Origin of the sequence: Oceanobacillus sojae (assembly GCF_900162665.1) — a bacterium.
GTDB lineage: Bacteria > Bacillota > Bacilli > Bacillales > Amphibacillaceae > Oceanobacillus > Oceanobacillus sojae_A.
This window is the reverse complement of sequence record NZ_LT727812.1, coordinates 608792-631429: the sequence shown is the minus strand read 5'-3', so window position 1 is coordinate 631429 and position 22638 is coordinate 608792. Positions and strand designations below refer to the sequence as shown.

Genomic DNA, 22638 nt, shown 5'->3' with positions numbered 1-22638 from the left:
TAAAAGGGTTGCCGTAATCAATTTAGGCGACTCTTTTTATATATATTTTTAACCTTTTTTGTTTTCAAAATTTTAGATGTGTGTCATTCTAATAACAAGAAACCAATTTTTTATTAAGCTTAATAATAGGAATAAAAGAGGAGATTAGTATGGCAAAAAAGACATTTCAAAAACTATCAAAAGAAAAACAGAATACTATTTTTGATGGTGCAGCAGCATGCTTTGCTGAAAAGGGATATTATGGAGCAAGTATAAAGGATATATGTGAAAACGCAGATATCTCTAATGGCGCACTTTATAAATATTTTGATAACAAGGAAGAATTATTTTTAGAAGTCTTATTAAGATGTCAGGAAATTTTAGAGGAAGAATTATATAAAAAATACACACATATTGAAAATTCACTGAAACAAACAGTGGAGGCTTATTTAAATCAAATTATAAAGCTTCATCAGAAGTACCCTGATTACATAAAAATATATTCAAATTTAGGGTCATTTGAAGCCGATTTACTGTCTGATAAGCTTAATCAGCCCTTTATGGAATCAGCAGACTATGTTTATAATATGGTTCAGGAAGCTCGGGAAAAAGGTGAAATAAAGCTTGCTATAGATGATAAGGAGCTGTCCTTTCTGCTTGATAATTATTTTATTCTTTTTCTGAATTCACTGATTTCCAATTACCATGAAATCCGGTTTCGTTTTTTTCTACATAAGAAGCCAGAGGAGGCTTTAACGAATCAGGACAAAATTAATTTTATTCTTCAATCCATTACCCCAATTTTGAAATAGCAACTAAAACTGTTCTGATATAAGAGCAGTTTTTTTATCAGCTTAACTACTTTTAAAACTGATAATTCTTTATATTTTAAAGCTTCTTTTCCTAATAACAGAAATTATATTGCGTTTATATTAGAAAAAATTAAAAAATTTAATCATTAAGTATTGACAATCATCAGAAAATTGCTATCATATTAGAAAGTGAACGTTCACTCTCTTTGTTTTTAGAGTGGAATCGTTCCTTTTTGTTTCAGTATATTTAGAAATGAGGTATTCGATGGGGAAAAGAGTAGCAGTAGTTGGATTAGGTACAATGGGGAGTATGACGCTTTGGAAGCTTTCTCAGCAGGGTGTGGATGTAACTGGATTTGAGCAGTTTGGTGTTGGGCACGATCGTTCTGCCGTGGGGGGCGAATCAAGGTTATTCCGGACAGCTTACCGTGAGGGGCCGGAATATGTTCCGCTCTTAAAAAGGTCAAGAGAGTTATGGCGTGAGCTGGAGAAGGAAAGCGGCAATCAGCTGCTTACGCTTAATGGCGGATTGACAATTGACAGAGCTAATTCGGATAATTTCAAAAATGTATTGAAAAGTATCTATGACTATCAAATTAATCATGAAGTTTTTGACATAAAGGAAGCGGTAAAACTGTTTCCACAACATAAATTTTCTGAAGAAGATGCAGTGATTCTTGATAAAGAATCCGGATTTTTACGGCCTGAGCTTGCTGTAGTATCTGCCTGCTATCTGGCTGAGAAGAATGGCGCTGAAATTTATCGGCATAGTAAGATTGATTCTATTAATCAGAAGGACGAAAAGGTGGAAATTAAGTCAGACGGTAAGGTTCATGAATTTGATGAAGTTATTGTATCAGCAGGCTCATGGGTAAAAGAACTGCTGCCTGAGTTTAAGGAAATTATTGAACCGAGAAGAATTATTATGTCCTGGTTTATTCCAGAGGATTTAGCTGGCTTTCAAAAAGATGTATTTCCAGTGTTCGCACGTACCACGGAAAAGTATGATTTCTTTGGAGCTCCTACATTGGATCAGAGCATGGTGAAAATAGCGCTTGTCGGATCGGATGAGCCTTTTGCCAATCCAAATAAATTGGAGCATAACATCCCTTATCAGGAAGTGCTGAACCAGACTGAAATTGTAAAGTCCTTCTTTCATGGAATAAACCCGGATCCTGTACGTCTAAGTGTCCACATGGATGCCTATACACCTGATGAACATGCACTTGTAGGAAGAATAGAAGATAAATCAAATATTATTGTTTTATCCGGTTATTCGGGACATGGTTTTAAATTAGCTCCAATTATGGGAGAAATCGCAGCAGAAATCGTACTTCAGGATCAAACACAGCATGACATTAATCATATGAATCCAAACCGTTTTAAAAAATAAAATAAGACATAACTAACAGGAGTGAAATAAATGAAAAGAATGAAGATAACAGCTCTGGTATTGCTAACCCTTGCAGTAATTCTTGCAGCCTGCGGTGGAAATAATGACTCTGCAGATAATAATGAAGATTCCGATGGGGAAACAGTTACATTAAGAGTGGCTGGTCAAAATAATGAAGATCATCCAAATACAGTAGCTTTAAGAAAAATGGCAGAAACAGTAGCTGAAAAAACAGATGGAAGAATTGAAATGGAGATTTTTCCGGCTAACCAGCTGGGTGACTATACGCTAATGTATGAAGAAATAAGTAAGGGTACTGTTGATATGGGATTAATTTCAACACCGACTCAATTAGACAGCCGAATGGAAATAAATATCCTGCCGTTTTTATTTACTACTTACGAGCAGGCTCGGGAAAATTTCCAGCTTGATGCTTATTACGGACAAAAGCTTCAGGAGCTTCATAATGAACAAAATATTGAAGCAATCGGATTTTTTGGTGAAGGCTTTGGCGGGATAGGGACAACCAAAGCAATTACAGATCCATTAGAATATGGGGCGGACAAAGGGGTACTTCTGCGTGTTCCGCAAGTAAATATTATTACTGAAGCAGCAAAAGAATTAGGTTTCAATACCGTTTCCATTCCTTATGCAGAATTGTACACAGCATTACAATCGGGGACAGCAGAAGGATGGACCGGCGGACACCCGGTAGTAAACTATTTGCAGTTTAGAGATATTATTACACATTATTATCAATATAACGATTTCTTTGAAGCAACACATTTATTGATGAACAAGGATTTATTTGATGGATTTAGTGAAGAAGACCAGAAAATTATCCTGGAGGCAGGACAGGTATTAACGGATGAAAGCTTTGATACTGCAGAAGCTGCAGAGGCGGAATATCGTCAGAAAATGGAAGATGAAGGTATTGAGGTTTTTGAGTTTACAGATGAGGAATTAGAGCAATTAGCTGAAAGTGTCAGAGAAAATGTCTGGCCGCATGCAGAGGATACAGTCGGCAAAGAGTTGCTTGATGAATTAGTTGATAATATTCAATAGGAGGGGCCTGCGTGAAAAAAATATTAAATGGGTGCTGGGCAGTTCTGTTGAGCATTCAAAAGATAATTATGATTTTATCCAGCGGCTTTATCTTATTAGGGTTAGTAGCAACGGTTATTTTAAGGTATGTCTTCCAAACTGATTTATTCGGTTTGGAAGAATTAATTCTGATACCTGCATTTTGGATGTACTTTATGGGGGCATCCTATGGTACCTATAAGAATGAACATATTACAGCAGATATTACTAATGTATATGTTAAAAGTGATAAATTAAGAGATGGTATTCAACTATTAAACAAGTTCATATGCTTTGTTATCGCAATTATTTTAAGCGTTTGGGCGAGTGGATTCGTTTTGTGGAATATAAATAGCGGAGCAACATCAAGCGTATGGAATTACCCCGTTTATATCCCTCAAACTGCAATTTTGGCAGGGTTTGTATTAATGTCTTTTTATCTGCTGGTAAACATTCTGAAGGATGCAAAGAATTTCGTGAATTATTTCAGGTAAGGGGTTATTTATATGGAAGTATTTCTAATCATAGCTGTGCTATTGCTGATTATTTTACTGATAATTGGTGTTCCTGCTGTTTTTGCTTTTTTGGCCGCAACAATATTTTTAGTTATGACGCTTGATTATGATCCGAGTTTTTTACTGCCGTACGGTTATAGTCAATTAAGTTCAACTGTATTATTGGCAATTCCGTTATTTATTATTGCGGGCAAGCTGATGGAATATGGAGGAATTGGAAACGTCATTATAGGATGGGCGGAAATACTAGTAGGGAAAATAAAAGGCGGGCTTGGAATTGTTACGATATTTGCCTGTGCTATATTTGGTTCTATCTCTGGAAGTGCGATGGCAGCTTTATCAACCATTGGATCGATTATGTTTAAAAAGCTTGATGCAAAAGGATATCCAAGAGGCTATGCAGCAGCACTGGTATCGAACGCATCGATTTTGGGATTATTAATTCCTCCAAGCGGTATTATGATTCTGTATGCCTGGCTCAGTAACCAATCCGTGTTAGCCAGCTTTTTGTCCACGATTGTACCGGGATTGATTTTAATTACTCTTTTGAGTATTATCAATATCCTGTATATGCGAAAAAGAGAATTACGTCCAGAGCAGGAGTTTGAAACAGATTTAAATCGTTCCCTGAAGTATAGAGCAAAGAAATTTGGTATTAAAACCTTTGTTTCAATTCCTGGTTTAGTAATGCCGGTTCTTGTATTAGGTGGTATTTACAGCGGAATTATGACAACAACAGAAGCAGCTGCAGTTGCAGCATTCTACGCTATTCCCGTTGGTTTTTGGGTTTATAAAGGATTGAAGCTGAAGGATTTTAAAACGATTTTTATCAATGCAGCAACAACAACTGGAATTATTATGGTTATGGTTTTCGCGATTATGATTTTAAGCAGAATCTATGTGATGGAGAATATACCAAATCTTATCACAGAAGCACTGTTCTCTATAACTGAAAATACTTTTTTCCTAATAATTATGCTTAATATTTTTATGATTATTATCGGAATGTTAATGGATGATGTCAGCGGAGTACTGCTAACAACACCAATATTGTTACCGATTATTACGAACTTAGGTGTTGATCCAATTCACTTTGCTGCAATTTTAGCAGTAAACCTGGGGATGGGGAATATCACACCGCCAACTGCACCACTGTTATATTTTGGTGGACAATTAGCGAAGGCGCCAATCAATGAGATGATTAAACCAACACTGATAATTATCCTGTTTGCGTGGCTGCCGACATTGTTAGTTGTAACGTATATTCCGGAGGTTGCTTTATTTTTACCGAACTTATTATTGAAATAGGCATATTTTTAATTCTATATAGTTTTAAACAGCAGCTATTGTATCTCCTATATAAAGATACAATAGCTGCTATTTTGCTGGAAGAGTGAATCACAATTTGATTCAATCATGGAGCGACAGTGGAATTATCATAGTCCTCCTTTAAAATACCTATAATATGATTGGATTTTCAATAATGAGGAAATAATCAGGGATTTATCACAGGACTATTGGTTTAATTTTATTTCGGAATTGCAAATTTATATATATTTTCGAGCATTTTTATACTGGCATCTTGTATAATGATAATTAGATAAAGGGATAAAGGTTTAACTGAATATAAGGAATAATTAATGAACAAATTGACAAGAGATGAAATACATATGTATAGTGTTTTTTTCTTTATAGAGAAAGAAAGAGTCCATATTCTTTGATTTTATATCCATCGTCTAATACGTATTTTAATAAGGACGAATAACCATTGTTTAAGTGTATTGTGCTTAGACATTAATATTTTCAAAGGGTTATAGACAACGCTAATTTTTAAAAATAAGCATCGGGAGTGGTTTGGATGAGGGGTATTTTTCGCAAGGATATGACAGAGGAAAATTTACTGGAAAGCAGTAAAGAGATGAATGTGGTTTTAGATGAGCTGCAGCAAATGGATTTAACCTTACAGTTGCAAATATCAAAAATAACAGCACAGGATCTGGCTGTTGCGAAGATACTGCAGCCTATTATCAAAGACAATATTGAAACAATTATTGATGCTTTCTACGATAATTTATCTTTAGTTCCTGAATTAATAGGAATTATTGAAACAAATAGTTCGATCAGCCGTTTAAAACAAACGCTGAAAAGGCACGTTATAGAGATGTTTTCTGGAGAAATAAACCAGAATTTTATTGATAAACGCCGCAGAATTGCTAGAGTTCATGTCCATATTGGCCTGAAGCCCAAATGGTATATTGCTTCTTTTCAAGAGATTTTCTTTCAAATATCCAAGCTGCTGGCCGATACATATAAGGATAAGGAAAACTTTCTCCATGCTATTCAGGTAACGAATAAGCTGTTAAATTTTGAGCAGCAGATGGTTTTGGAAGCTTTTGAGATAGATACAGAAGAAAAAAGAGCAGTGATGGATGAAACGAAACAAAATCTAATAAGCTCAATGAGAGAAACAGCAGAAAGCCTAAGTTATTTATCGACAGAAACAAATCAGTCTGTGATGAAAATGGTAGATCAGGCAAACCGGATAAATCAGGTTTCCAAACAAGGGGAAGAGATTGCTGCTACAACAAGCAGGTCAGCTCAGCTCGGGATGGAGCAAACAAAAACTACAAATACAGGAATGTCTAATTTAGATAATCAAATGGCGCTTGTTGTAGAGCAGCTGGAGCAGTTAACAAACAGCGCGGAGAAAATTAAATCCGTTATTTCTATTGTTGAGTCTATCGCTGGACAGACGAATTTATTAGCATTAAATGCCTCTATTGAAGCAGCGAGAGTGGGAGAGCAGGGGAAAGGATTTGCGGTTGTTGCTGAAGAGGTCCGTAAGTTAGCAGTACAGTCAGCGGCAGCAGTAGCAGAAGTGAGTGATTTAATTCTTGAAACAAATGAACAGGTTGCGAATAGCCGTGAAGCAATTAAGGAAACACAAGGGGAAGTAAAAGCAGTCCGTGAACAAACGGCGAAAACAGAAGATATTTTAAGCCGGGTTTCCGAATCAATGACACTCATTTTAGAGAACAGCAGCCATATTCAGCAATCTTTGGAAGAAAACCAGCAGAGTATTAATGAAATTGAATCTTCTATGAGAGAAATCGAGAGCTATTCCCATAAATTTAATAAAATGGAATAACAGCATGTGATTATCGCAGGTTTTATAAAGCTTAAGACTGGGATCGTTATTACTTGTCCCACAGAAAAACAATGCACTATGATAAAGGAATAAGCTATAGAATCTTGATGGAATGAGGAATTTGAAATGAGACAATCCTATTTTTATTTAAAGCTGGAAATGCATGAACTGCCTATGGGTTATAAAAATGAAAAACGTCGTATACGTGTCCTGTTACCAAAGAATTATGGAAAAGAGAAGAACCGGCATTATCCTGTTGTCTACATGCATGACGGGCAAAATGTTTTTTACAGCAGTGAAGCATACAGTGGCTACTCGTGGAAAGTAATCCCTGCAATAAAAAGGAATCCGGATTTGCCTAAGATGATTGTTGTCGGTATAGATAATGGAGAGCAGGATCGCATAAATGAGTATACGCCATGGAAAATCACTGAAAGCCCGCTTCCGGAGGATATTGAACTCGGAGGAAGAGGTGCGGAATTTGCGGAATTTATCATGACAGTCGTGAAGCCTTTTATCGATCAGCATTACCGGACTAAGTCAGATAAATATCATACAGCAATGATCGGCAGCTCGCTTGGCGGAAATATTTCTGCTTTTATGGGAATTGAATATAAAGACCAGATCGGCGGTTTGGGCATTTTTTCATTAGCTAATTGGATTACAAGCAAGGCTTTTGACCATTATATCAGCAGGGAAACACTGGATCCAGAGCAACGTGTATATATTCAGGTCGGAACACAAGAAGGTGATGATGCGGATCGCCAGTTAATGTACGGAAATATGAAGCAGGCATATATCGATTGCTCGCTGAAATATTATAAACAGCTGATAATGGGAGAAATCCCTGTTGATAATATTCACCTTAATGTTTTTGCGGATGAAGAGCATAACGAGGAAGCCTGGTCAAGCCATTTACCAGAATGTTTCCGGTTTTTAAGTGAGAAATGGTCCTGAATCATATATTTCCAAAGTACGACTATAAAGCTTTTGTTGTATAAGGGATAAGGACCCTTATACAACAAAACAATTTTCTACTGAGAGTGTTGCAGACCATAGTGATACATCCTTTCTGAACCGTTTATCACCAGTGCGAAACAGATAAATATTTTATGAAGACATATTTATTTATTATCTTTTGACAATTTTCGAAAAATTATATTGATTTTAAATTGAAAAAATGGTATTTTAACAGTTAAACTACTGATTTTTGCAGGGATCAGGAAAGGAGAATGATGATGAATTATATTTTGATATCACCATATTATCCCAATAATTTTCAGCCATTTGCCCACCGTTTAAAAGATGCAGGTGTCAACGTGTTAGGAATTGGTGAAGAGCCTTATGATCAATTAGGCTCTGAATTACAAAAATCACTCACAGAGTATTATCGTGTCAATGATTTAGAAGATGTTGACGAAGTAAAACGCGCTGTTGCATTTTTATTTTATAAGCATGGTCCGATTGACCGGATTGAATCAAATAATGAACACTGGTTAGAGCTCGATGCCCAGCTTCGTGAGCAATTTAATGTATTTGGAAATAAATCAAAAGACCTGAAAAAAGTAAAATTTAAATCTGAAATGAAGAAACTGTTCAAAAAAGCAGGAGTACCGGTAGTTGAGGGGCGCGTTGTCAAAAACAAGAAGGATTTAGTGAAAGCTATTGAAAAATTGGGTCTGCCAGTTATTGCGAAACCGGATAATGGAGTTGGTTCCGCCGCTACCTTTAAACTGAGCTCGAAAGATGATGTGCACCGTTTTGAAGTAGAATGGAAGGAAGCAACAGCTTATTTTCTGGAGCCTTATGTTGAAGGTGGAAAGCTTTGCACATTTGATGGGTTAACTGATCAAAAAGGAAATATTGTTTTTCAGACAAGCTTTACATATAATGTACCGACGTTGGAGCTTGTCCAAGGTCAGCTGGATTTATTTTATGTGATTCAAAAAGAAATTGATCCGAAGCTTGGAGAATATGGACGGGCAATTGTAAAAGCCTTTGGAATGAAGGAACGTTTTTTCCATATTGAATTTTTCCAATTGGAAAATGGAGATTATGTGGCTTTGGAGTATAATAATCGTCTGGCTGGGGGTTATACAATCGATATGTATAACTATGCTTACTCTATTGATTTATTTGCGCAGTATGCTTCTCTGGTGACTGGAGGAGAATTTAAGGAGCCGGATGCTCCAAATCAGTATTGTATTGGGGTTACACAGCGTGATGCTTACCAATATCAAAATGATACCAAAGCAATACGTGATAAATTTGGAAACAGAGTGAAGTTTGCCGAGCGTATGCCGGAAGCATTTGCACATCTTCAAGGAAATCAATTTTATGCCATTAATGCAGATACAGAGGAAGAAGTGAATGAGGTCACCCGCTTTGTGCATGAACGAAAAAAATAAAGAACGGAGACAGGAGATTGGATGATGCATATAGAACAGTTAAGCCATTGGAGTGGTGAATTAGGACGCGAGATGCCGTTAAACAGGTATGGGCACAATGGTCTGCCGATTATTGTTTTTCCATCATCCGGCGGATCGCATTTTGAATATTATGATTTCGGGATGATTGATGCCTGTCGGGAGTTCATTGAAGCAGGAAAAGTACAGTTTTTTGCATTAGCCAGTGTGGATAGTGAAAGCTGGCTGCATGATTCAAAGCCGCCCCATGACCGTGCATTAGCTCATGAGGCGTATGATCGTTACGTGATTTCAGAGGCAGTTCCATTTATTCAACATAAAACAAACTGGTTTGAGCCAATGATGACCACAGGCTGCAGTATGGGTGCTTATCATGCACTGAACTTTTTTTTGAGACACCCCGATGTATTTCAGACAATGGTTGCGCTCAGCGGTGTATATGATGCGCGTTTCTTTTTCGGAGATTATGGAAATGATCCGCTCGTATATGAAAATTCACCAAATGATTATATCTGGAATCAAAATGATGGCTGGTTTATTGATCATTACCGCTCTGCAAATATTATTATGTGTACAGGATTAGGTGACTGGGAGCAGGATGGTCTGCCTTCTTACCGTTCATTAAAAGAAGCTTTTGAAGAAAAACAAATTCCAGCCTGGTTTGATGAATGGGGCGAAGATGTTTCTCATGATTGGATCTGGTGGAGAAAGCAAATGCCATATTATTTAAAAAAATTATTTTCCTAAAAGTATTAAAACATCAGTATAATAAAGATACTGGTGTTTTTTATTGGAAAAACAATATTAAAAGCGTTCGCTTTCCATATACAAAAGCAAACTGTTGTATAATTACAGGAGTACCCTAGAGCATAGATGGAAGAATTATATGAATAAAGAGGTTAAAAGTGAATGAAGAAAAAGCGAAAAATCAAAAGTGGTTTAAGAAAGCGGATTATTTTTATTATTCTGCTGCTGGCAGCACTGTCCATAACAATTAAAATATATTTTGATACTGCTACATTTAAGGTGAATAAAGAGCAGTTTCAAAGTAATAAGCTGGAGGAAGGCACAGAGCTGAAGGTGCTGCAAATAACGGATGTACACAGCCGTGTGTTTGGAACGGAGAACGCTGCAGTACTTGAAAAAGTGAAGGAACTTGATGCCGATATCATTGTTTTGACAGGTGATTTAATTGACCGGAAAACAGAAAATCTGGAGATAGCTCTTCAGCTTGCCGAAGAATTAGTGCGGATAAACCCGGATACGTATTTTGTCACTGGCAATCACGAGCATGAAAATCCTGAAAAAGAAGCATTTTTAGCCGGATTAGAGGACAGAGGAATTATCATTCTAAATAATGAAAATACGCAGTTTGAAAAGGGCGGCCAGCTATTTAATATTGTTGGTGTGAATGATGTATCCACAGAGCATGAAGATATGACCTTGGCCTTTGCTGATTTAGATACAGATAAATATACTATCTTACTTTCCCACGCTCCAATCGTTGTTCAAAAATATCCGGATGTGGATGCTGATATTGTACTAAGCGGTCATACACATGGCGGCCAGGTAAGATTGCCATTTATAGGAGCGCTTGTTGCTCCGGATGAGGGGCTATTGCCGGAATTGCAGAAGGGGGTATATCCATTAGGCGATGAGCGTTATTTATATATTGACAGTGGATTGGGAACTTCTGCGTTACCGTTAAGATTTCTTAATCAGAGTCAGATCAGTTTGATTACTATTCAATCGGCTTTATAAAAATAGTGATATAAAATAAGCAATGTTTTTACTGAGAATTTTAAGTAATCATTGCTTATTTTACTGATCAAAATTTACCATACTGATAGCTCCTGCATTATCAACAAAATAATTTGGCATTTCTAAGGCATAGACGCAGATTAAGGCAAGTTATTTTCAATTCTTAATTTGACAGCATCTGAGATAAGGTAATACTCTGAGAAATGCACAGGTTGATGATGTTCGTTATAAATAATTTTTTCTACTAATATAAGCGGTGTTAATCTACTGATGTTAAGATGTTTTTGCAATTCTTCCGTAGCTGGAACAATTTCCAGTTCTTTCTTAACTGTTTTAAATGCAATACCATAATCATCGTGAATAATTTTAAAAGTTGAGCTTTCTTTTTTTATTTTATCTTCTATATTTGGATAAATAGCAGTCGGAAGATAAGCATAATCCAAACTTAAAATTTGCTCGTTACGATATACTTTGCGGATAAGCTCAATAAACTCATTATATTTGTTCTCAAATAGACTGTTTATTTTTTTATTGTTACTTATTTTTTTCATAGAAACAATCTCTTTTGATATCTTATCATTATCTGACGTCAGACCTTCAGAGAACCCTTGCAAATGCAGCAGATGTATTTCTTTACGCTTCTTGTTTACAAAGGTTCCTCTCCCATGAATAATCTTCAAAACACCTTCATCTACAAGCTCTTTGATTGCTCGTCTAATAGAAATGCGACTGGCTTTAAATAACTTCCCTAATTCTTTTTCAGTAGGGATACGATCTCCGGGCTGGAGTTGATTTTCATTAATATATTCCTTAATTCCTGTCATAATTTCTTCGTACAAATAGTTTTGCCCGCCGTTCAAATTATCTTCCTTCATAAAATTAGCTCCTATAATGTAAGTATTCTCTTACATTATACATCAAACTATGGTATTCGTTAACTAATCGATCAAAGGTTGAGGATAACCAAAGCCACCATAGACCTGACACGTATTTTCAGCTGATTTCGTACCTTGTTCGATTGCTGATAAGATATTTTTATTCTCTATATATGACGTTAAAAAACCCGCTATAAAACTATCTCCTGCTCCCATTGTATCAATCACATCAATTTTATTCAGTTTTTGATAGAAACGACCCTGCTCGGAAATAATTATAGCTGGATTGCCGCCTCTGGTAATAACAATCACTTCAAACTGAAATGCTTGTATAGAAGAAATGAAAGTTTCCAAATTATCTTCTGACAGCTCTGCAGCTGAAAAGAACGCAAAGGAAATATATGGAGCAATAGATTCAATATAATCTAACGCTTTATTATCAGAGAAGTCATAAGCAATTTTTATGACTTCAGCTAATTTTTGAAGCTCGCTTTCCATTGATGAATAACAGCTCACATGGCATAAATCAAATTGCCGAATATAATCCAATTCTTCTAAGGTGAGCTGAATTTTAAAACGATGCTGTACTGTGTTTTTTGGACCGCCTACAAAAATACGATCTCCATCAGGAGACAGACTTACTTTTGGTTGCCCAGTAATACCAGCAGCAATCCGGGAAAAATGATAATCAATTCCTTCTTGCTTTAACGCAAATTGCAGATGCTTGGCAGGAGCATCATTTGCAAAAATACCGATATAGGCAACTTCTTCCGCTCTATTACGTTTGGCATTTACGGCTACATTGACACAGTTTCCGCCGGGGAAGTACTCTTTTCGGTCTAAATAACAGTCCACTACATTATCTCCAATAGTAATTAATTTCATTTTTCACTATCCTTTCACAGAACCTTCTGCAAGTCCTCGTACTAAGTATTTTTGTAAAAAAATTAATAGAATAATCATTGGTATGGAAGCAATTACCATACCTGATAACAGCACACCCCAGTCGGTTCTTAATGCATCACGAAAAACCATTAAGCCGGATGGAATTGTTTTTAAATCACTGGAGTTGATAAATACTGTAGCAAATAAAAACTCATTCCAGGCAAAGAATGCATTTAAAATAACTGTTGTAACAACTACAGGAATGGATAAAGGCAGATAAATTCTCCGATAGATACCAAATTCACTGCAGCCATCCAATAAAGCTGACTCAGAAAGTTCTTTTGGAACGGTTAAGAAAAACGCCCGAATAAGGATGATAGTTAAAGGTAATCGATATGCGACATAAGTTAAAATTAATGCCCAGCGTGTATCGATTAAATTAAAAAATGTTAATATCTCAAACAATGGAATTAACGCTACTTGCGGGTTCATCATTAGTCCACCGATGATAAACAGCAGTGCTATGTCAATCCAGCGATTGCGGTAACGGGATAAAGTAAATGCTGCCATCGAACCGATTGTGACAGTAATCAGGATAGCAAAACCTGTTACATAAAGACTATTTATAAAGTAATTTTGTATACCTTGCTCCCAGGCTAATGTATAGTTTGAAAAATTCCAGGTGCCCGGCAGATTCCATACATCAGAGTAAATTTCTTCATAGCTCTTAAATGAAGAAATCAACATCCAAAACAGCGGGTAAAGAATGATTAATGCAAAAATCCCGAGGCCAATTAATGTACTGTATTTAAATATTCTTGTTTGGATTTTTGCAGATTTAGGCTCTTTCTGACGGGAATTGGAATATTGCTTTGAATTTATATTCTCTTTCATTATCAATCTTCCTTTCCGGTCTTAGACACTTTAATTTGAATTAATGCAAAAATGGCAGATAAAAGAAAGGTAAGTGTTGCGATTGTTGACGCGTACCCCATATTGTCTCTGGAGAATCCTGTTTGATACATATGCACTGCGAGTGTCATGGAGCTGTTTCCCGGACCGCCATTTGTTAAAATAAATGGTTCATTGAAAACTAGTATGGATCCAGTAACGGTAATTAATAAATTTACAAACATCGTTTCTTTTACCTGGGGAAGTGTAACACTGAAAAATTTTCGAATCCGTCCGGCACCGTCTATATCAGCAGCTTCATATAATTCGTTAGGAATCTTTTGGATAGCTACAATAAAAAGCATGGTAATCAGACCGATGCTTTGCCATTGAGACATCGCAATAACACTATAAATAGCTGAAGTTGAGTTACCAAGCCACGGACGCGTCAATGTATCCAAACCCACCAGCTCAAGAAAACTATTTAATAATCCCATTTGCGGATTATAAATAAAACTGAATAGCAGAGCAATTACGGAAATAGATATCATTACCGGAATAAAATAGATTACTCTAAGCGTAGGAGCAACTTTCCGAAATAGTTTATCTTCTAAAATACTTGCTAAAATTAATGCAAAGAAAATTTGGAAAATCACTGATATAATCGCATATTTAAAGTTATTCATGATAGAAACCATAACTACGTCATCTTGAAACAGCTTTTGTATTTGCGCTAGCCCAACGAATTCCTTCGAATTGGAAAATACATTAAAATCAAAAAAGCTGTTATAAAAATTTTGTACTAATGGTATATAAATGAAAACAGCTAAAAAGAAAACAGAAGGTAGTAAAAATAAAATAGGTGTTAAAGGAAATTTTTTCTTCATAAATTAAACCTACTTTCCTTTTCAAAATAAGTGGAAAGCCCCGACATACAGATGTCAGGGCAAGCTATTTAATTGTTGTTTCCTTTTAATTTGCAACTTGACTTTGAACTTCTTCTATTATTTGTTCTGGTGTTGTTTGACCGATTGCTAAATCTTGTCCTCCCCGCATAAAGATATCAGCGGTGGTAATATCGACAGCGTTATCAAACCAAGGGGCTGTTTCGGAGGAATCTAAAACAATTTGGTATGCCTCATAGCTCGTTGGGTTTGCATTTTCTTCCGTTACCCCGCCTTCAATCGCATTTAACTGTCCATCTACTTCCGTGAATTCAGCAGCTGTTTCTTCAGAAGTTAAGAATTTTAAAAATTCCTCAGCTTCTTTTGGAGCATTTTCACTTAACATCCAGCCTTCTGGAGCACCAGTTAAGGAATCAGCACTGCCGTTTCCGTCGGTTACTTCAGGAAAATTAAAGAACCCAAAATCCACATCCCCGGCATCTTCTACCATTAAAATTTCTGCAAATTGCATGTAAAGGACAGGTACTTCGCCGGCGGAAAACATATTACGTGCAGCTTCATGATCGATTGCAGTGGAAACTTCGCCCATATAGGTAGTCAGTTCTTGAAAGATTTCTAACCCTTTAATATAACTTTCATCTGTAAATGCCGCAGTTTCTGGATTATAGTCTTGTGCTAATATTTCCGGCTCTACTACACGGTGAAAGATAGTTCCCATGTAATGTGAGATTGCCCAAGCATCTGTTAAACCTTCCACAAGCGGTGTCTCATAGCCTGCTGCTTGCAGTTCATCAAGAACTTCAATGAATTCATCATAGGTTTCGGGCACATCTAAGCCTACTTCTTCAAAAATTTCCTTATTGTAGAAAAAGGCTTTTCCATCAATGGTAAATGGTATACCATACGTTGTGTCATCAAAGGTGAACCCTTCGTATTGCGATTCAATAATTTTACCGCTCCAATCCGGGTCACTTTCGATCAGGTCAGTTAATGGTTTGATTCTGCCTGAACTAACAAGGTTTTCAGCAAAAGTATCAGACCAGGAAGAAAAGATGTCTGGCAGGTCATCGTTTGAAACAAGAACACGTACTTTCTCTTTGTAGGAATCGTTCAAAACTGAATCAACGTTAATTTTTACGTTTGGATTGGCTTCTTCAAATTCTTTAATTTTTTGATCATAGAAAGATTTTCTTGGTTCATTTGGCCAACGATGAAAGAAGTCAATAACTACTTCATCCCCGCTTGATTCCGCCTCGTTAGAAGAGTTAGAACCACAAGCAGCCAGGATGCCAGTGAGTAACAATACAGCTATTAGACAACCAATTCTTTTTTTCATTCTCTCGCCCCATTTTTATACTAGATTTTTAACAGATAGTGTTTAGAGAAAAGATAAAAATAATATATTTTTATCTTTTCTCTAACATTTTATTCTTAATATTCCATTTTCCACATATAACGTCTCACAGATAAAGGGTGACCAGTGTGTTCAGCTAATCCGTCTGCATAAAGGCGTAGAACAGGACCTGATAAAGCGCTTCCAAAATACTCTTTTAAGTCCGGATCAATACCATCGTAATCTAACTCACGAATATCAACAACTTCTACTTTATCGCTGAACTTCTCAGCAAAATCTAGTGCTCTTAAATCAAGTGGAGTACTTGGCCCTTCGCCAACAACCAGCAAGAAAGGAACATCATAGTCTGTTACTTCAAATGGACCATGGAAGAATTCTCCGGCATGTATTGCATTTGAATTAATCCATAGCATTTCCATTAGCAGGCAACTAGTGAATGAATATGCCTGATGATAGTAAACACCACTTGCCATTGTATAAATTAATTTCTCGCGTTTATTCTTTCTTCCAAATTGATCAGCAGCTTCTTTGAATTTTTCCTGATTTTTTTCAATTAAAGAGCCAAGATTTTCAAGCTGCTTTTCTGCCCGTTTATATTTTTCATTACCTGTAATTAATTTAAGTATTCTGAAAAGTAAAGTGTAAAAAATACCAAGTTCACCATCAATCGCATCTGAGCCATCTTTATAATTGTAATGAAGGATGTGCTCTGCATTTTGACAAAGTGGGGATTCTACTTCCATAGAAATCGCAATGGTTAATGCACCTTTTTTACGGGCGAATGATGCAGCTTCAACGGTTTCGGGAGTTTCCCCGGAATGTGAACGTAAGATAACTAAGCTATTTTCACCCAATGCTTTTGGTGAACGATGAATAAATTCGTTAGATGTATAGACAAATGCCGGTACTGCAGTATCTTTGGAAATAAAGTACTCACCAGTTGATAATGATGCCATCGATCCGCCGCATGCTACAAAGAATATATTGTCGATTTGTCTTTCTTCAATTGCTTTAATTGCTTTTTGAATCTGTTCCACATGTTCTTTTTTCATAAATAAAATTCCTCCTCTTTTTTGCATATCTGTAATGTAACCGTTTACCAAAAGGGTAAATTGCACCTCCTTAATTTATGATGTAATATAACATCATGTTATTTGTATATTACATCATATGACGTTATATGTAAATAGATAAATTTAAATTTTCTTAAAAATTATTTTTTGAGAGTAATAAAAGTAAAAATATCCATTGAAAGCTGTTATATAGGAGATGATGCCAGTTAAAAAAAATACAAGAGGGGTTGAAGTTAAACCAAATAAAGCTTTAACAGTTTTTTTATAAAATAGAAGAGAAAATGCTATAATTTAAAAGAGGAACAAAAGCTGGAATGTAGAAAAGAAACAGGAGGAAATAAAAATGACACAAGCATGGCATCAGCATAAAATGCGCGTACAATACAAAGACACAGATCAAATGGGAGTAGTTCATCACGGGAATTATATTACCTGGTTTGAGGTTGGACGGACAGAATGGATGAGGCATTTTGAAATGTCTTACCATGCTTTGGAGGAACAAGGTTTGCTTTTACCGGTGCTGGACGCGAGTGCTGTTTATAAAAGTTCGGCAAGATTTGATGATTTGGTTGTATTGTTTACACGGATCGAACAGTATTCGCCAATCCGGCTGGCTTTTGAATATGAAGCCCGAAGAATTACAGAAGGGGATTGGAAAGCAAATGGAATACAAAGCGCTACGACAGATGAGCCTTACGGTGAGTTGCTGACAACTGGTAAAACAACGCATATGTGGGTGAATGAAGCATGGAAGCCTGTAAAGCTTCGCAAGACCCATCCGGAGATTTATGAGCAAATTAAACGAATTGCTGAATAGAATAACACAGATGAGCTAAGGGAGCGTATAAGATGATATATGACGTTATTATTATTGGCGCCGGATCTATGGGGATGTCAGCCGGCTATTATTTAACGGAATCTGGTCAGACGGTGGCGGTGATTGATTCTTATGATCCGCCTCATGATGAGGGGTCGCATCATGGGGGAACGAGACTGATACGTCATGCTTATGGAGAAGGTGGTAATTATGTACCGCTGGCATTACATTCACAAAAACTTTGGAAAGAGCTGGAAGAGAAAACAGAAGAGAGAATATTTTCAAAGACAGGTGTCCTTAACTTTGGTCCAAAAGGTAATGTATTTTTAGATACTGTTCAAAAATCGGCTGAGGAATATAACCTTTCTTTAGAAGTGATGACAGCAGAAGATATTAATACACGCTGGCGGGGGTTTCAATTAAAGGATGAAATGGTGGGTTACTTTGAGAAAAATTCAGGTGTATTGTTCAGTGAAAATGCTATTCGGGCTTATCGGACGTTAGCAGAAAAAAATGGTGCAGATTTATATATAAACAGTCGCGTACAAGCTATCGAAACAGGAGCTGATCAAGTTACTGTGAAATTAACAGATGGTGAAATCAAAGGGAGAAAGCTGCTTATCTCCGCTGGGAAGGGTACCAATCAAGTGACAAGACTGCTTGATATTACTTTACCAATTACCCCTGTTCGTAAAACATTCTCCTGGTTTAAAGCAGGGGAAGAAACGAATTATGAAGAAGGAACATTTCCTGGCTGGGGGCATATTGATGAGGATAGTACATATTATGGTTTTCCGAGTATTGATGGAACAGGTCTGAAAATTGGCAGGCATGATGGAGGGCATCCTTTAGAGAATCCTGGAGAACTGGAGCCATTTGGGACGTTTCCAGAAGATGAACAAGAAACACTTTCTTTTGCACATAAGTATTTTTCTGAGGATATCGAGCTGAAGGAGGGAAGAGTGTGTACGTATACGCTTACTCCAGATGAAGATTTTATTATTGATTATTTGCCAGGATATGATAATGTTCTTGTTGCTTGCGGGTTCTCCGGTCATGGTTTTAAATTCAGCAGTGGTATTGGGGAAAGCTTAGCAAAAATGCTGATGGATAAAGAGCCTGCTGTAAGTTTAGAGAGCTTTCGTTTAAATCGATTTAATTATCAATAATAGCATAGCAGAAAGGGTATATCCTCATAAATTATGTATATACCTTTTCTGTTTGCTTATTTATACTGATGGAACTGATCTGATATTATTTTATTAAGCAAATAAATGTGCTGGAATAATAGGCAGATTTAAAGGAGAAGTAGAATGCCTGTGCTTGAAATACTGGATTGGATGATGATCGGATTATGTGCTTTACTGATTGGTTTTTCAAAATCCGGACTGCCAAACATGATTATTTTAGACTTTAGCCGAGAACCCTCTTGACTTTAGTCATGAGATGAATCGGCTTCGGACAAGGGTTAGCTTCTGCTAACTCCATTGTCCGACATTCTCTTTCCTGGCTGAAATCACAGAGGATGTTTGAAAAAAGAATAAAATCATTGATAACTCCATGTTCCTCTTTATATACATGATATGATTCGTAGTATAATAGACAGGAGGTGAAACCAATGCTTGAAATAGTAAACCGTGGTTATGTGTATGGTGCTGCCCCTATTTCTCAAGAAGTGGAAATGTATTTATATCAATGCTTCGGTGCAGACCGCAAAATATATAATCTACATGTAGCTCACTTATACGATTATTTGGAGAAGAATAATTATCAAATAGGTGATAAAATACCGTCTTTAAAGAAGATGGACATGCCTCCTGTTTCTATGTTCAAAAAACAATGTGTCAATGAGGACAATGTAGCTTATTTATATCTTGTAGATGCCTATGCTTCCAATGAAGCAAAACAACATTTTAATAAGGCAATAACTGCTTTTAATAAGATGGCATATAAGAAACAATATAAGAAGTCTGCTCTAAAACGTCAAAAGACCTTAGGGATAGAACCGACATTTCGTGATTTGAAAGGAATACCAACATTTCATTCCCGTAAAGGGAGCAAAGCCAGTTATACGACATTCAATCAAAACGGAACTATCTACATGAAAGAGGACATATTATATCTTCCATCTGCACAAAAATCTCCTGTAAAAGGAATTGGGTTAAAGCTAAACAGACATAGACCTTTACCACAAGACAGTAAAATAAAAAATGTAACGGTTACGATGAACACGAAAGGACAATTTAACGTCTCCATTAATATAGAGTTTCCAATGGAAATAGAAAGCATTGGTACACCTGCTAATATTCTGGGACTAGACTATTCGCAATCTCATTTTTTCGTAGACAATGAGGGTAAGAAAGCCAATTATCCGCACTATTATCGAGAAATGGAAGAACGTCTGGCGAAAGAACAACGCGTATTATCACGCAGAAAGAAGGGATCGAAACGTTGGGAGAAACAACGTCTTGTTGTTTCCAGGTTACAAACGAAAGCAGCCAATCAGCGAAAAGATTGGCTTCACAAGAAAGCCTATGCGCTTGCGAAACGTTATGACATGATTGTGGTAGAAAATCTGGACCTTCGTGCTATTGGACAAAACAAGTATTATGCCAAAAATCAGCAGGATAATGGTTTTGGTCATTTCCGTCGGTATCTAAAATACAAATTAGAACAACAAGGAAAATATTTTACCAAAGCACCAAAAGATTTTGCGTCTACACAATTATGTTCAGCCTGTGGATATAAGAATACGGCACTAAAGGGAAATGCCACTATAAGAGAATGGGATTGCCCTTCATGTGGCAGTCATCATGACCGGGATGTGAATGCTGCGTTCAACCTGAAACAATACGGAGAACGTTATACGAAAGAAGAAATTCTACCACAAACTGTTGTGGTTTAAAGCCTACAAACGGGTTGCTTGGAGCCCATACAGTATCTCTAGCGTGATTTAAAGGGCAAGACACTGGTCTTGTTGTCCGCTGTAAATTCTAAAGGTTGCAAAACCTTACAAGCCCGTGACTTCAGTCAGGGGGTGTTGACCATAGACATAATTGTCAGAGTTTTGGTATGATATAGAACATCTCTTATTTTTAAAAGGGCAGAAATGAAAGATAAATTCTATTGATTTCGCTCTTCTGTAATAGTGGATTGAATTGTTTGAATTTTGTTGACAACAGAACTATTAACAAAATTATTTTAGGAGGACTTGAAAGTGAAGATTTTAGAAAGAATCAGTAGTATTGCTGGAAACACATTTGCCGTTTGGGTAATTCTATTTGCAGTTATCAGTTTTCTGCTTCCGGGCGGATTTACCTGGATTGCACCGTATGTAAGTATATTATTAGGAATTATTATGTTTGGGATGGGGTTAACGCTTACACCTCAAGATTTTAAAGATGTATTAAAAGCTCCTAAAAGTGTATTCATTACGGTACTTGCACAATATATTATCATGCCGCTTATAGCATATGGTTTAGCTGTTGCTTTTCAGCTGCCGCCTGAAGTAGCTGTCGGTGTGATTCTTGTAGGATGTTCGCCTGGTGGAACAGCGTCTAATGTAATTACATATCTAGCAAAAGGTAACACAGCCTTGTCTGTATCCGCCACGACAGTTTCCACATTATTAGCACCAGTATTAACGCCGGCATTAACACTTTTATTAGCGAACCAGTGGATGCCTGTTTCATTTAAGGATATGTTTATTCAAATTGTACAGGTTGTACTTATCCCAATTATTTTAGGCTTTGTCATCCGTTTATTATTCAGTAAACAGGTAGAAAAAAGTATTTCTGTATTGCCGCTTGTTTCTGTGATTGGTATTGTTGCAGTTGCAGCAGCAGTAGTATCCGTAAATAAGGACGCAGTTGCAACATCAGGATTACTCATCTTCGGTGTCGTTGTGCTGCATAATATATTAGGCCTGTTGCTTGGTTTTGTTATTGCCAGAATCTTCAAACTAAGCTTTTCAGATCAAAAGGCAGTATCCATCGAGGTTGGTATGCAGAATTCCGGGCTCGCGTCTACATTGGCATTAACATTCTTTTCTGCTACGCCAATTGCTGCCGTACCAAGTGTTATCTTCAGCATATGGCATAATATTTCCGGGCCAATTCTTGCAACGTACTGGTCAAAAAATGATGAGAAAAAATAATACTTAATAAGAAAGTCTCTGGGGATAGAAAAAGCTATCAGCCAGAGACTTTTTTAATGTATTGAATGATTTAATTCATCAATTTCCTGTTTGGATAATCTTTCTCCATAAAGTGTTACCTCTCCAGCTGAAATTGCTTTTACAGGAATTTGTCCATCTATTAGCGCGCTGCCTGGGATAATGGAGGGAAGGGGATTCATTATTTGTTTCCCTTCCATATCATAAAAAAGGTAACCTTCCTTTTCATCAATTATAAACGAATTGACCTTGATATTTGGAGAAATTAATAATGTTAATTTATCCGTATCATTCCAGATTAATTTCACTAACATTTTTTTCTTCTGTTTCTTTTCAACAAATACTTTCCACTCCAGAATAGAGATATTATCCTGCATATTGATAAAATGCCCCCTCTAACCTTGATTCATTTGTAAATGAAATCTATAGAACCAGTTTAACAGATTTCATTTATTTTTACTTTGAAACCGAACTTTTGCCATAACTATGTGAAAAGGAAAGAATTTTTGAAGATTTCCGAGTTTAAAGATAATAAGTGATGGGTAAA

21 protein-coding genes are annotated in these 22638 nt (G+C 36.5%); 14 read left to right on the top strand and 7 right to left on the bottom strand.

The genetic code is table 11. From position 1 onward, the window contains the following. The first annotated feature begins 149 nt into the window (after positions 1 to 149). The 10 genes from BN1068_RS13875 to BN1068_RS13830 all read left to right on the top strand — a co-directional run bounded on the left by BN1068_RS13875 (position 150) and on the right by BN1068_RS13830 (position 11117). Positions 150 to 791 (top strand): TetR/AcrR family transcriptional regulator, encoded by a 642-nt coding sequence (locus BN1068_RS13875; RefSeq protein ID WP_077603441.1) that lies wholly within the window; start codon positions 150 to 152, stop codon positions 789 to 791. A gap of 265 nt (positions 792 to 1056) precedes the next feature. Next, on the top strand, positions 1057 to 2184 hold the full coding sequence (gene solA / locus BN1068_RS13870) for an N-methyl-L-tryptophan oxidase (protein ID WP_175637151.1): 1128 nt from the start codon (positions 1057 to 1059) through the stop codon (positions 2182 to 2184). A 30-nt stretch (positions 2185 to 2214) separates the two neighbouring features. Next, positions 2215 to 3249 carry a TRAP transporter substrate-binding protein DctP gene (dctP, locus tag BN1068_RS13865; RefSeq protein WP_077603439.1) on the top strand — a complete coding sequence of 345 codons (1035 nt, stop codon included), beginning with the start codon at positions 2215 to 2217 and terminating at the stop codon, positions 3247 to 3249. Between the two features lie 11 nt (positions 3250 to 3260). After that, positions 3261 to 3761 carry a TRAP transporter small permease gene (locus tag BN1068_RS13860; RefSeq protein ID WP_077603438.1) on the top strand — a complete coding sequence of 167 codons (501 nt, stop codon included), beginning with the start codon at positions 3261 to 3263 and terminating at the stop codon, positions 3759 to 3761. A gap of 12 nt (positions 3762 to 3773) precedes the next feature. Further along, positions 3774 to 5090 (top strand): TRAP transporter large permease, encoded by a 1317-nt coding sequence (locus BN1068_RS13855; protein WP_077603437.1) that lies wholly within the window; start codon positions 3774 to 3776, stop codon positions 5088 to 5090. A 550-nt stretch (positions 5091 to 5640) separates the two neighbouring features. Next, the gene (locus BN1068_RS13850) at positions 5641 to 6930 is read left to right on the top strand and encodes a globin-coupled sensor protein (RefSeq protein WP_077603436.1); all 1290 of its coding nucleotides are present in this window, start codon (positions 5641 to 5643) and stop codon (positions 6928 to 6930) included. A gap of 126 nt (positions 6931 to 7056) precedes the next feature. Continuing rightward, entirely contained in the window at positions 7057 to 7887 is an 831-nt protein-coding gene (locus BN1068_RS13845; RefSeq protein WP_077603435.1) for an alpha/beta hydrolase, read from the top strand. Positions 7888 to 8168: 281 nt separating this feature from the next. Next, positions 8169 to 9338: an ATP-grasp domain-containing protein gene (locus BN1068_RS13840; RefSeq protein ID WP_077603434.1), complete on the top strand. Its 1170-nt coding sequence runs from the start codon at positions 8169 to 8171 to the stop codon at positions 9336 to 9338. A gap of 24 nt (positions 9339 to 9362) precedes the next feature. Continuing rightward, positions 9363 to 10103: an esterase family protein gene (locus tag BN1068_RS13835; protein ID WP_077603433.1), complete on the top strand. Its 741-nt coding sequence runs from the start codon at positions 9363 to 9365 to the stop codon at positions 10101 to 10103. Positions 10104 to 10265: 162 nt separating this feature from the next. Further along, the gene (locus BN1068_RS13830; protein WP_077603432.1) at positions 10266 to 11117 is read left to right on the top strand and encodes a metallophosphoesterase; all 852 of its coding nucleotides are present in this window, start codon (positions 10266 to 10268) and stop codon (positions 11115 to 11117) included. Positions 11118 to 11257: 140 nt separating this feature from the next. Here BN1068_RS13830 and BN1068_RS13825 read toward each other — a convergent pair whose 3' ends face one another. From BN1068_RS13825 to BN1068_RS13800, 6 genes are all read right to left on the bottom strand, one after another. Further along, on the bottom strand, positions 11258 to 11992 hold the full coding sequence (locus BN1068_RS13825; RefSeq protein ID WP_077603431.1) for a GntR family transcriptional regulator: 735 nt from the start codon (positions 11990 to 11992) through the stop codon (positions 11258 to 11260). A gap of 63 nt (positions 11993 to 12055) precedes the next feature. Beyond that, on the bottom strand, positions 12056 to 12877 hold the full coding sequence (locus BN1068_RS13820; protein ID WP_077603430.1) for a PfkB family carbohydrate kinase: 822 nt from the start codon (positions 12875 to 12877) through the stop codon (positions 12056 to 12058). A gap of 6 nt (positions 12878 to 12883) precedes the next feature. Beyond that, complete coding sequence (locus tag BN1068_RS13815) at positions 12884 to 13771, bottom strand: carbohydrate ABC transporter permease (RefSeq protein ID WP_077603429.1); 888 nt, start codon at positions 13769 to 13771, stop codon at positions 12884 to 12886. Positions 13772 to 13773: 2 nt separating this feature from the next. Then, positions 13774 to 14655: a carbohydrate ABC transporter permease gene (locus BN1068_RS13810; protein WP_077603428.1), complete on the bottom strand. Its 882-nt coding sequence runs from the start codon at positions 14653 to 14655 to the stop codon at positions 13774 to 13776. 85 nt (positions 14656 to 14740) lie between these two features. Continuing rightward, on the bottom strand, positions 14741 to 16009 hold the full coding sequence (locus tag BN1068_RS13805; protein WP_077603427.1) for an ABC transporter substrate-binding protein: 1269 nt from the start codon (positions 16007 to 16009) through the stop codon (positions 14741 to 14743). Positions 16010 to 16104: 95 nt separating this feature from the next. Further along, complete coding sequence (locus BN1068_RS13800; protein WP_077604078.1) at positions 16105 to 17079, bottom strand: SIS domain-containing protein; 975 nt, start codon at positions 17077 to 17079, stop codon at positions 16105 to 16107. A gap of 364 nt (positions 17080 to 17443) precedes the next feature. On the opposite strand from BN1068_RS13800, the gene BN1068_RS13795 reads away from it, so the two are divergent. From BN1068_RS13795 to BN1068_RS13780, 4 genes are all read left to right on the top strand, one after another. Next, positions 17444 to 17917 carry an acyl-CoA thioesterase gene (locus BN1068_RS13795; protein ID WP_077603426.1) on the top strand — a complete coding sequence of 158 codons (474 nt, stop codon included), beginning with the start codon at positions 17444 to 17446 and terminating at the stop codon, positions 17915 to 17917. Positions 17918 to 17949: 32 nt separating this feature from the next. Next, positions 17950 to 19086: an N-methyl-L-tryptophan oxidase gene (gene solA / locus BN1068_RS13790; RefSeq protein WP_175637150.1), complete on the top strand. Its 1137-nt coding sequence runs from the start codon at positions 17950 to 17952 to the stop codon at positions 19084 to 19086. Positions 19087 to 19535: 449 nt separating this feature from the next. Next, on the top strand, positions 19536 to 20822 hold the full coding sequence (locus tag BN1068_RS13785; protein WP_077603425.1) for an RNA-guided endonuclease TnpB family protein: 1287 nt from the start codon (positions 19536 to 19538) through the stop codon (positions 20820 to 20822). A gap of 312 nt (positions 20823 to 21134) precedes the next feature. Further along, a complete protein-coding gene (locus BN1068_RS13780; protein ID WP_077603424.1) occupies positions 21135 to 22073 on the top strand; it encodes a bile acid:sodium symporter family protein in 939 nt (312 codons plus the stop codon). 53 nt (positions 22074 to 22126) lie between these two features. Here BN1068_RS13780 and BN1068_RS13775 read toward each other — a convergent pair whose 3' ends face one another. Then, positions 22127 to 22468, bottom strand: coding sequence for a hypothetical protein (locus tag BN1068_RS13775; protein ID WP_077603423.1), 342 nt, complete (start codon positions 22466 to 22468; stop codon positions 22127 to 22129). Positions 22469 to 22638 lie beyond the last annotated feature (170 nt).

Excerpts from the sequence above, each read along its gene's own strand:
- BN1068_RS13875 (WP_077603441.1), top strand. The coding sequence starts at position 150 with ATGGCAAAAAAGACATTTCAAAAACTATCAAAAGAAAAACAGAATACT.
- solA (WP_175637151.1), top strand. The coding sequence starts at position 1,057 with ATGGGGAAAAGAGTAGCAGTAGTTGGATTAGGTACAATGGGGAGTATG.
- dctP (WP_077603439.1), top strand. The coding sequence starts at position 2,215 with ATGAAAAGAATGAAGATAACAGCTCTGGTATTGCTAACCCTTGCAGTA.
- BN1068_RS13855 (WP_077603437.1), top strand. The coding sequence starts at position 3,774 with ATGGAAGTATTTCTAATCATAGCTGTGCTATTGCTGATTATTTTACTG.
- BN1068_RS13850 (WP_077603436.1), top strand. The coding sequence starts at position 5,641 with ATGAGGGGTATTTTTCGCAAGGATATGACAGAGGAAAATTTACTGGAA.
- BN1068_RS13845 (WP_077603435.1), top strand. The coding sequence starts at position 7,057 with ATGAGACAATCCTATTTTTATTTAAAGCTGGAAATGCATGAACTGCCT.
- BN1068_RS13840 (WP_077603434.1), top strand. The coding sequence starts at position 8,169 with ATGAATTATATTTTGATATCACCATATTATCCCAATAATTTTCAGCCA.
- BN1068_RS13835 (WP_077603433.1), top strand. The coding sequence starts at position 9,363 with ATGCATATAGAACAGTTAAGCCATTGGAGTGGTGAATTAGGACGCGAG.
- BN1068_RS13830 (WP_077603432.1), top strand. The coding sequence starts at position 10,266 with ATGAAGAAAAAGCGAAAAATCAAAAGTGGTTTAAGAAAGCGGATTATT.
- BN1068_RS13825 (WP_077603431.1), bottom strand. The coding sequence starts at position 11,992 with ATGAAGGAAGATAATTTGAACGGCGGGCAAAACTATTTGTACGAAGAA.
- BN1068_RS13820 (WP_077603430.1), bottom strand. The coding sequence starts at position 12,877 with ATGAAATTAATTACTATTGGAGATAATGTAGTGGACTGTTATTTAGAC.
- BN1068_RS13815 (WP_077603429.1), bottom strand. The coding sequence starts at position 13,771 with ATGAAAGAGAATATAAATTCAAAGCAATATTCCAATTCCCGTCAGAAA.
- BN1068_RS13810 (WP_077603428.1), bottom strand. The coding sequence starts at position 14,655 with ATGAAGAAAAAATTTCCTTTAACACCTATTTTATTTTTACTACCTTCT.
- BN1068_RS13805 (WP_077603427.1), bottom strand. The coding sequence starts at position 16,009 with ATGAAAAAAAGAATTGGTTGTCTAATAGCTGTATTGTTACTCACTGGC.
- BN1068_RS13800 (WP_077604078.1), bottom strand. The coding sequence starts at position 17,079 with ATGAAAAAAGAACATGTGGAACAGATTCAAAAAGCAATTAAAGCAATT.
- BN1068_RS13795 (WP_077603426.1), top strand. The coding sequence starts at position 17,444 with ATGACACAAGCATGGCATCAGCATAAAATGCGCGTACAATACAAAGAC.
- solA (WP_175637150.1), top strand. The coding sequence starts at position 17,950 with ATGATATATGACGTTATTATTATTGGCGCCGGATCTATGGGGATGTCA.
- BN1068_RS13785 (WP_077603425.1), top strand. The coding sequence starts at position 19,536 with ATGCTTGAAATAGTAAACCGTGGTTATGTGTATGGTGCTGCCCCTATT.
- BN1068_RS13775 (WP_077603423.1), bottom strand. The coding sequence starts at position 22,468 with ATGCAGGATAATATCTCTATTCTGGAGTGGAAAGTATTTGTTGAAAAG.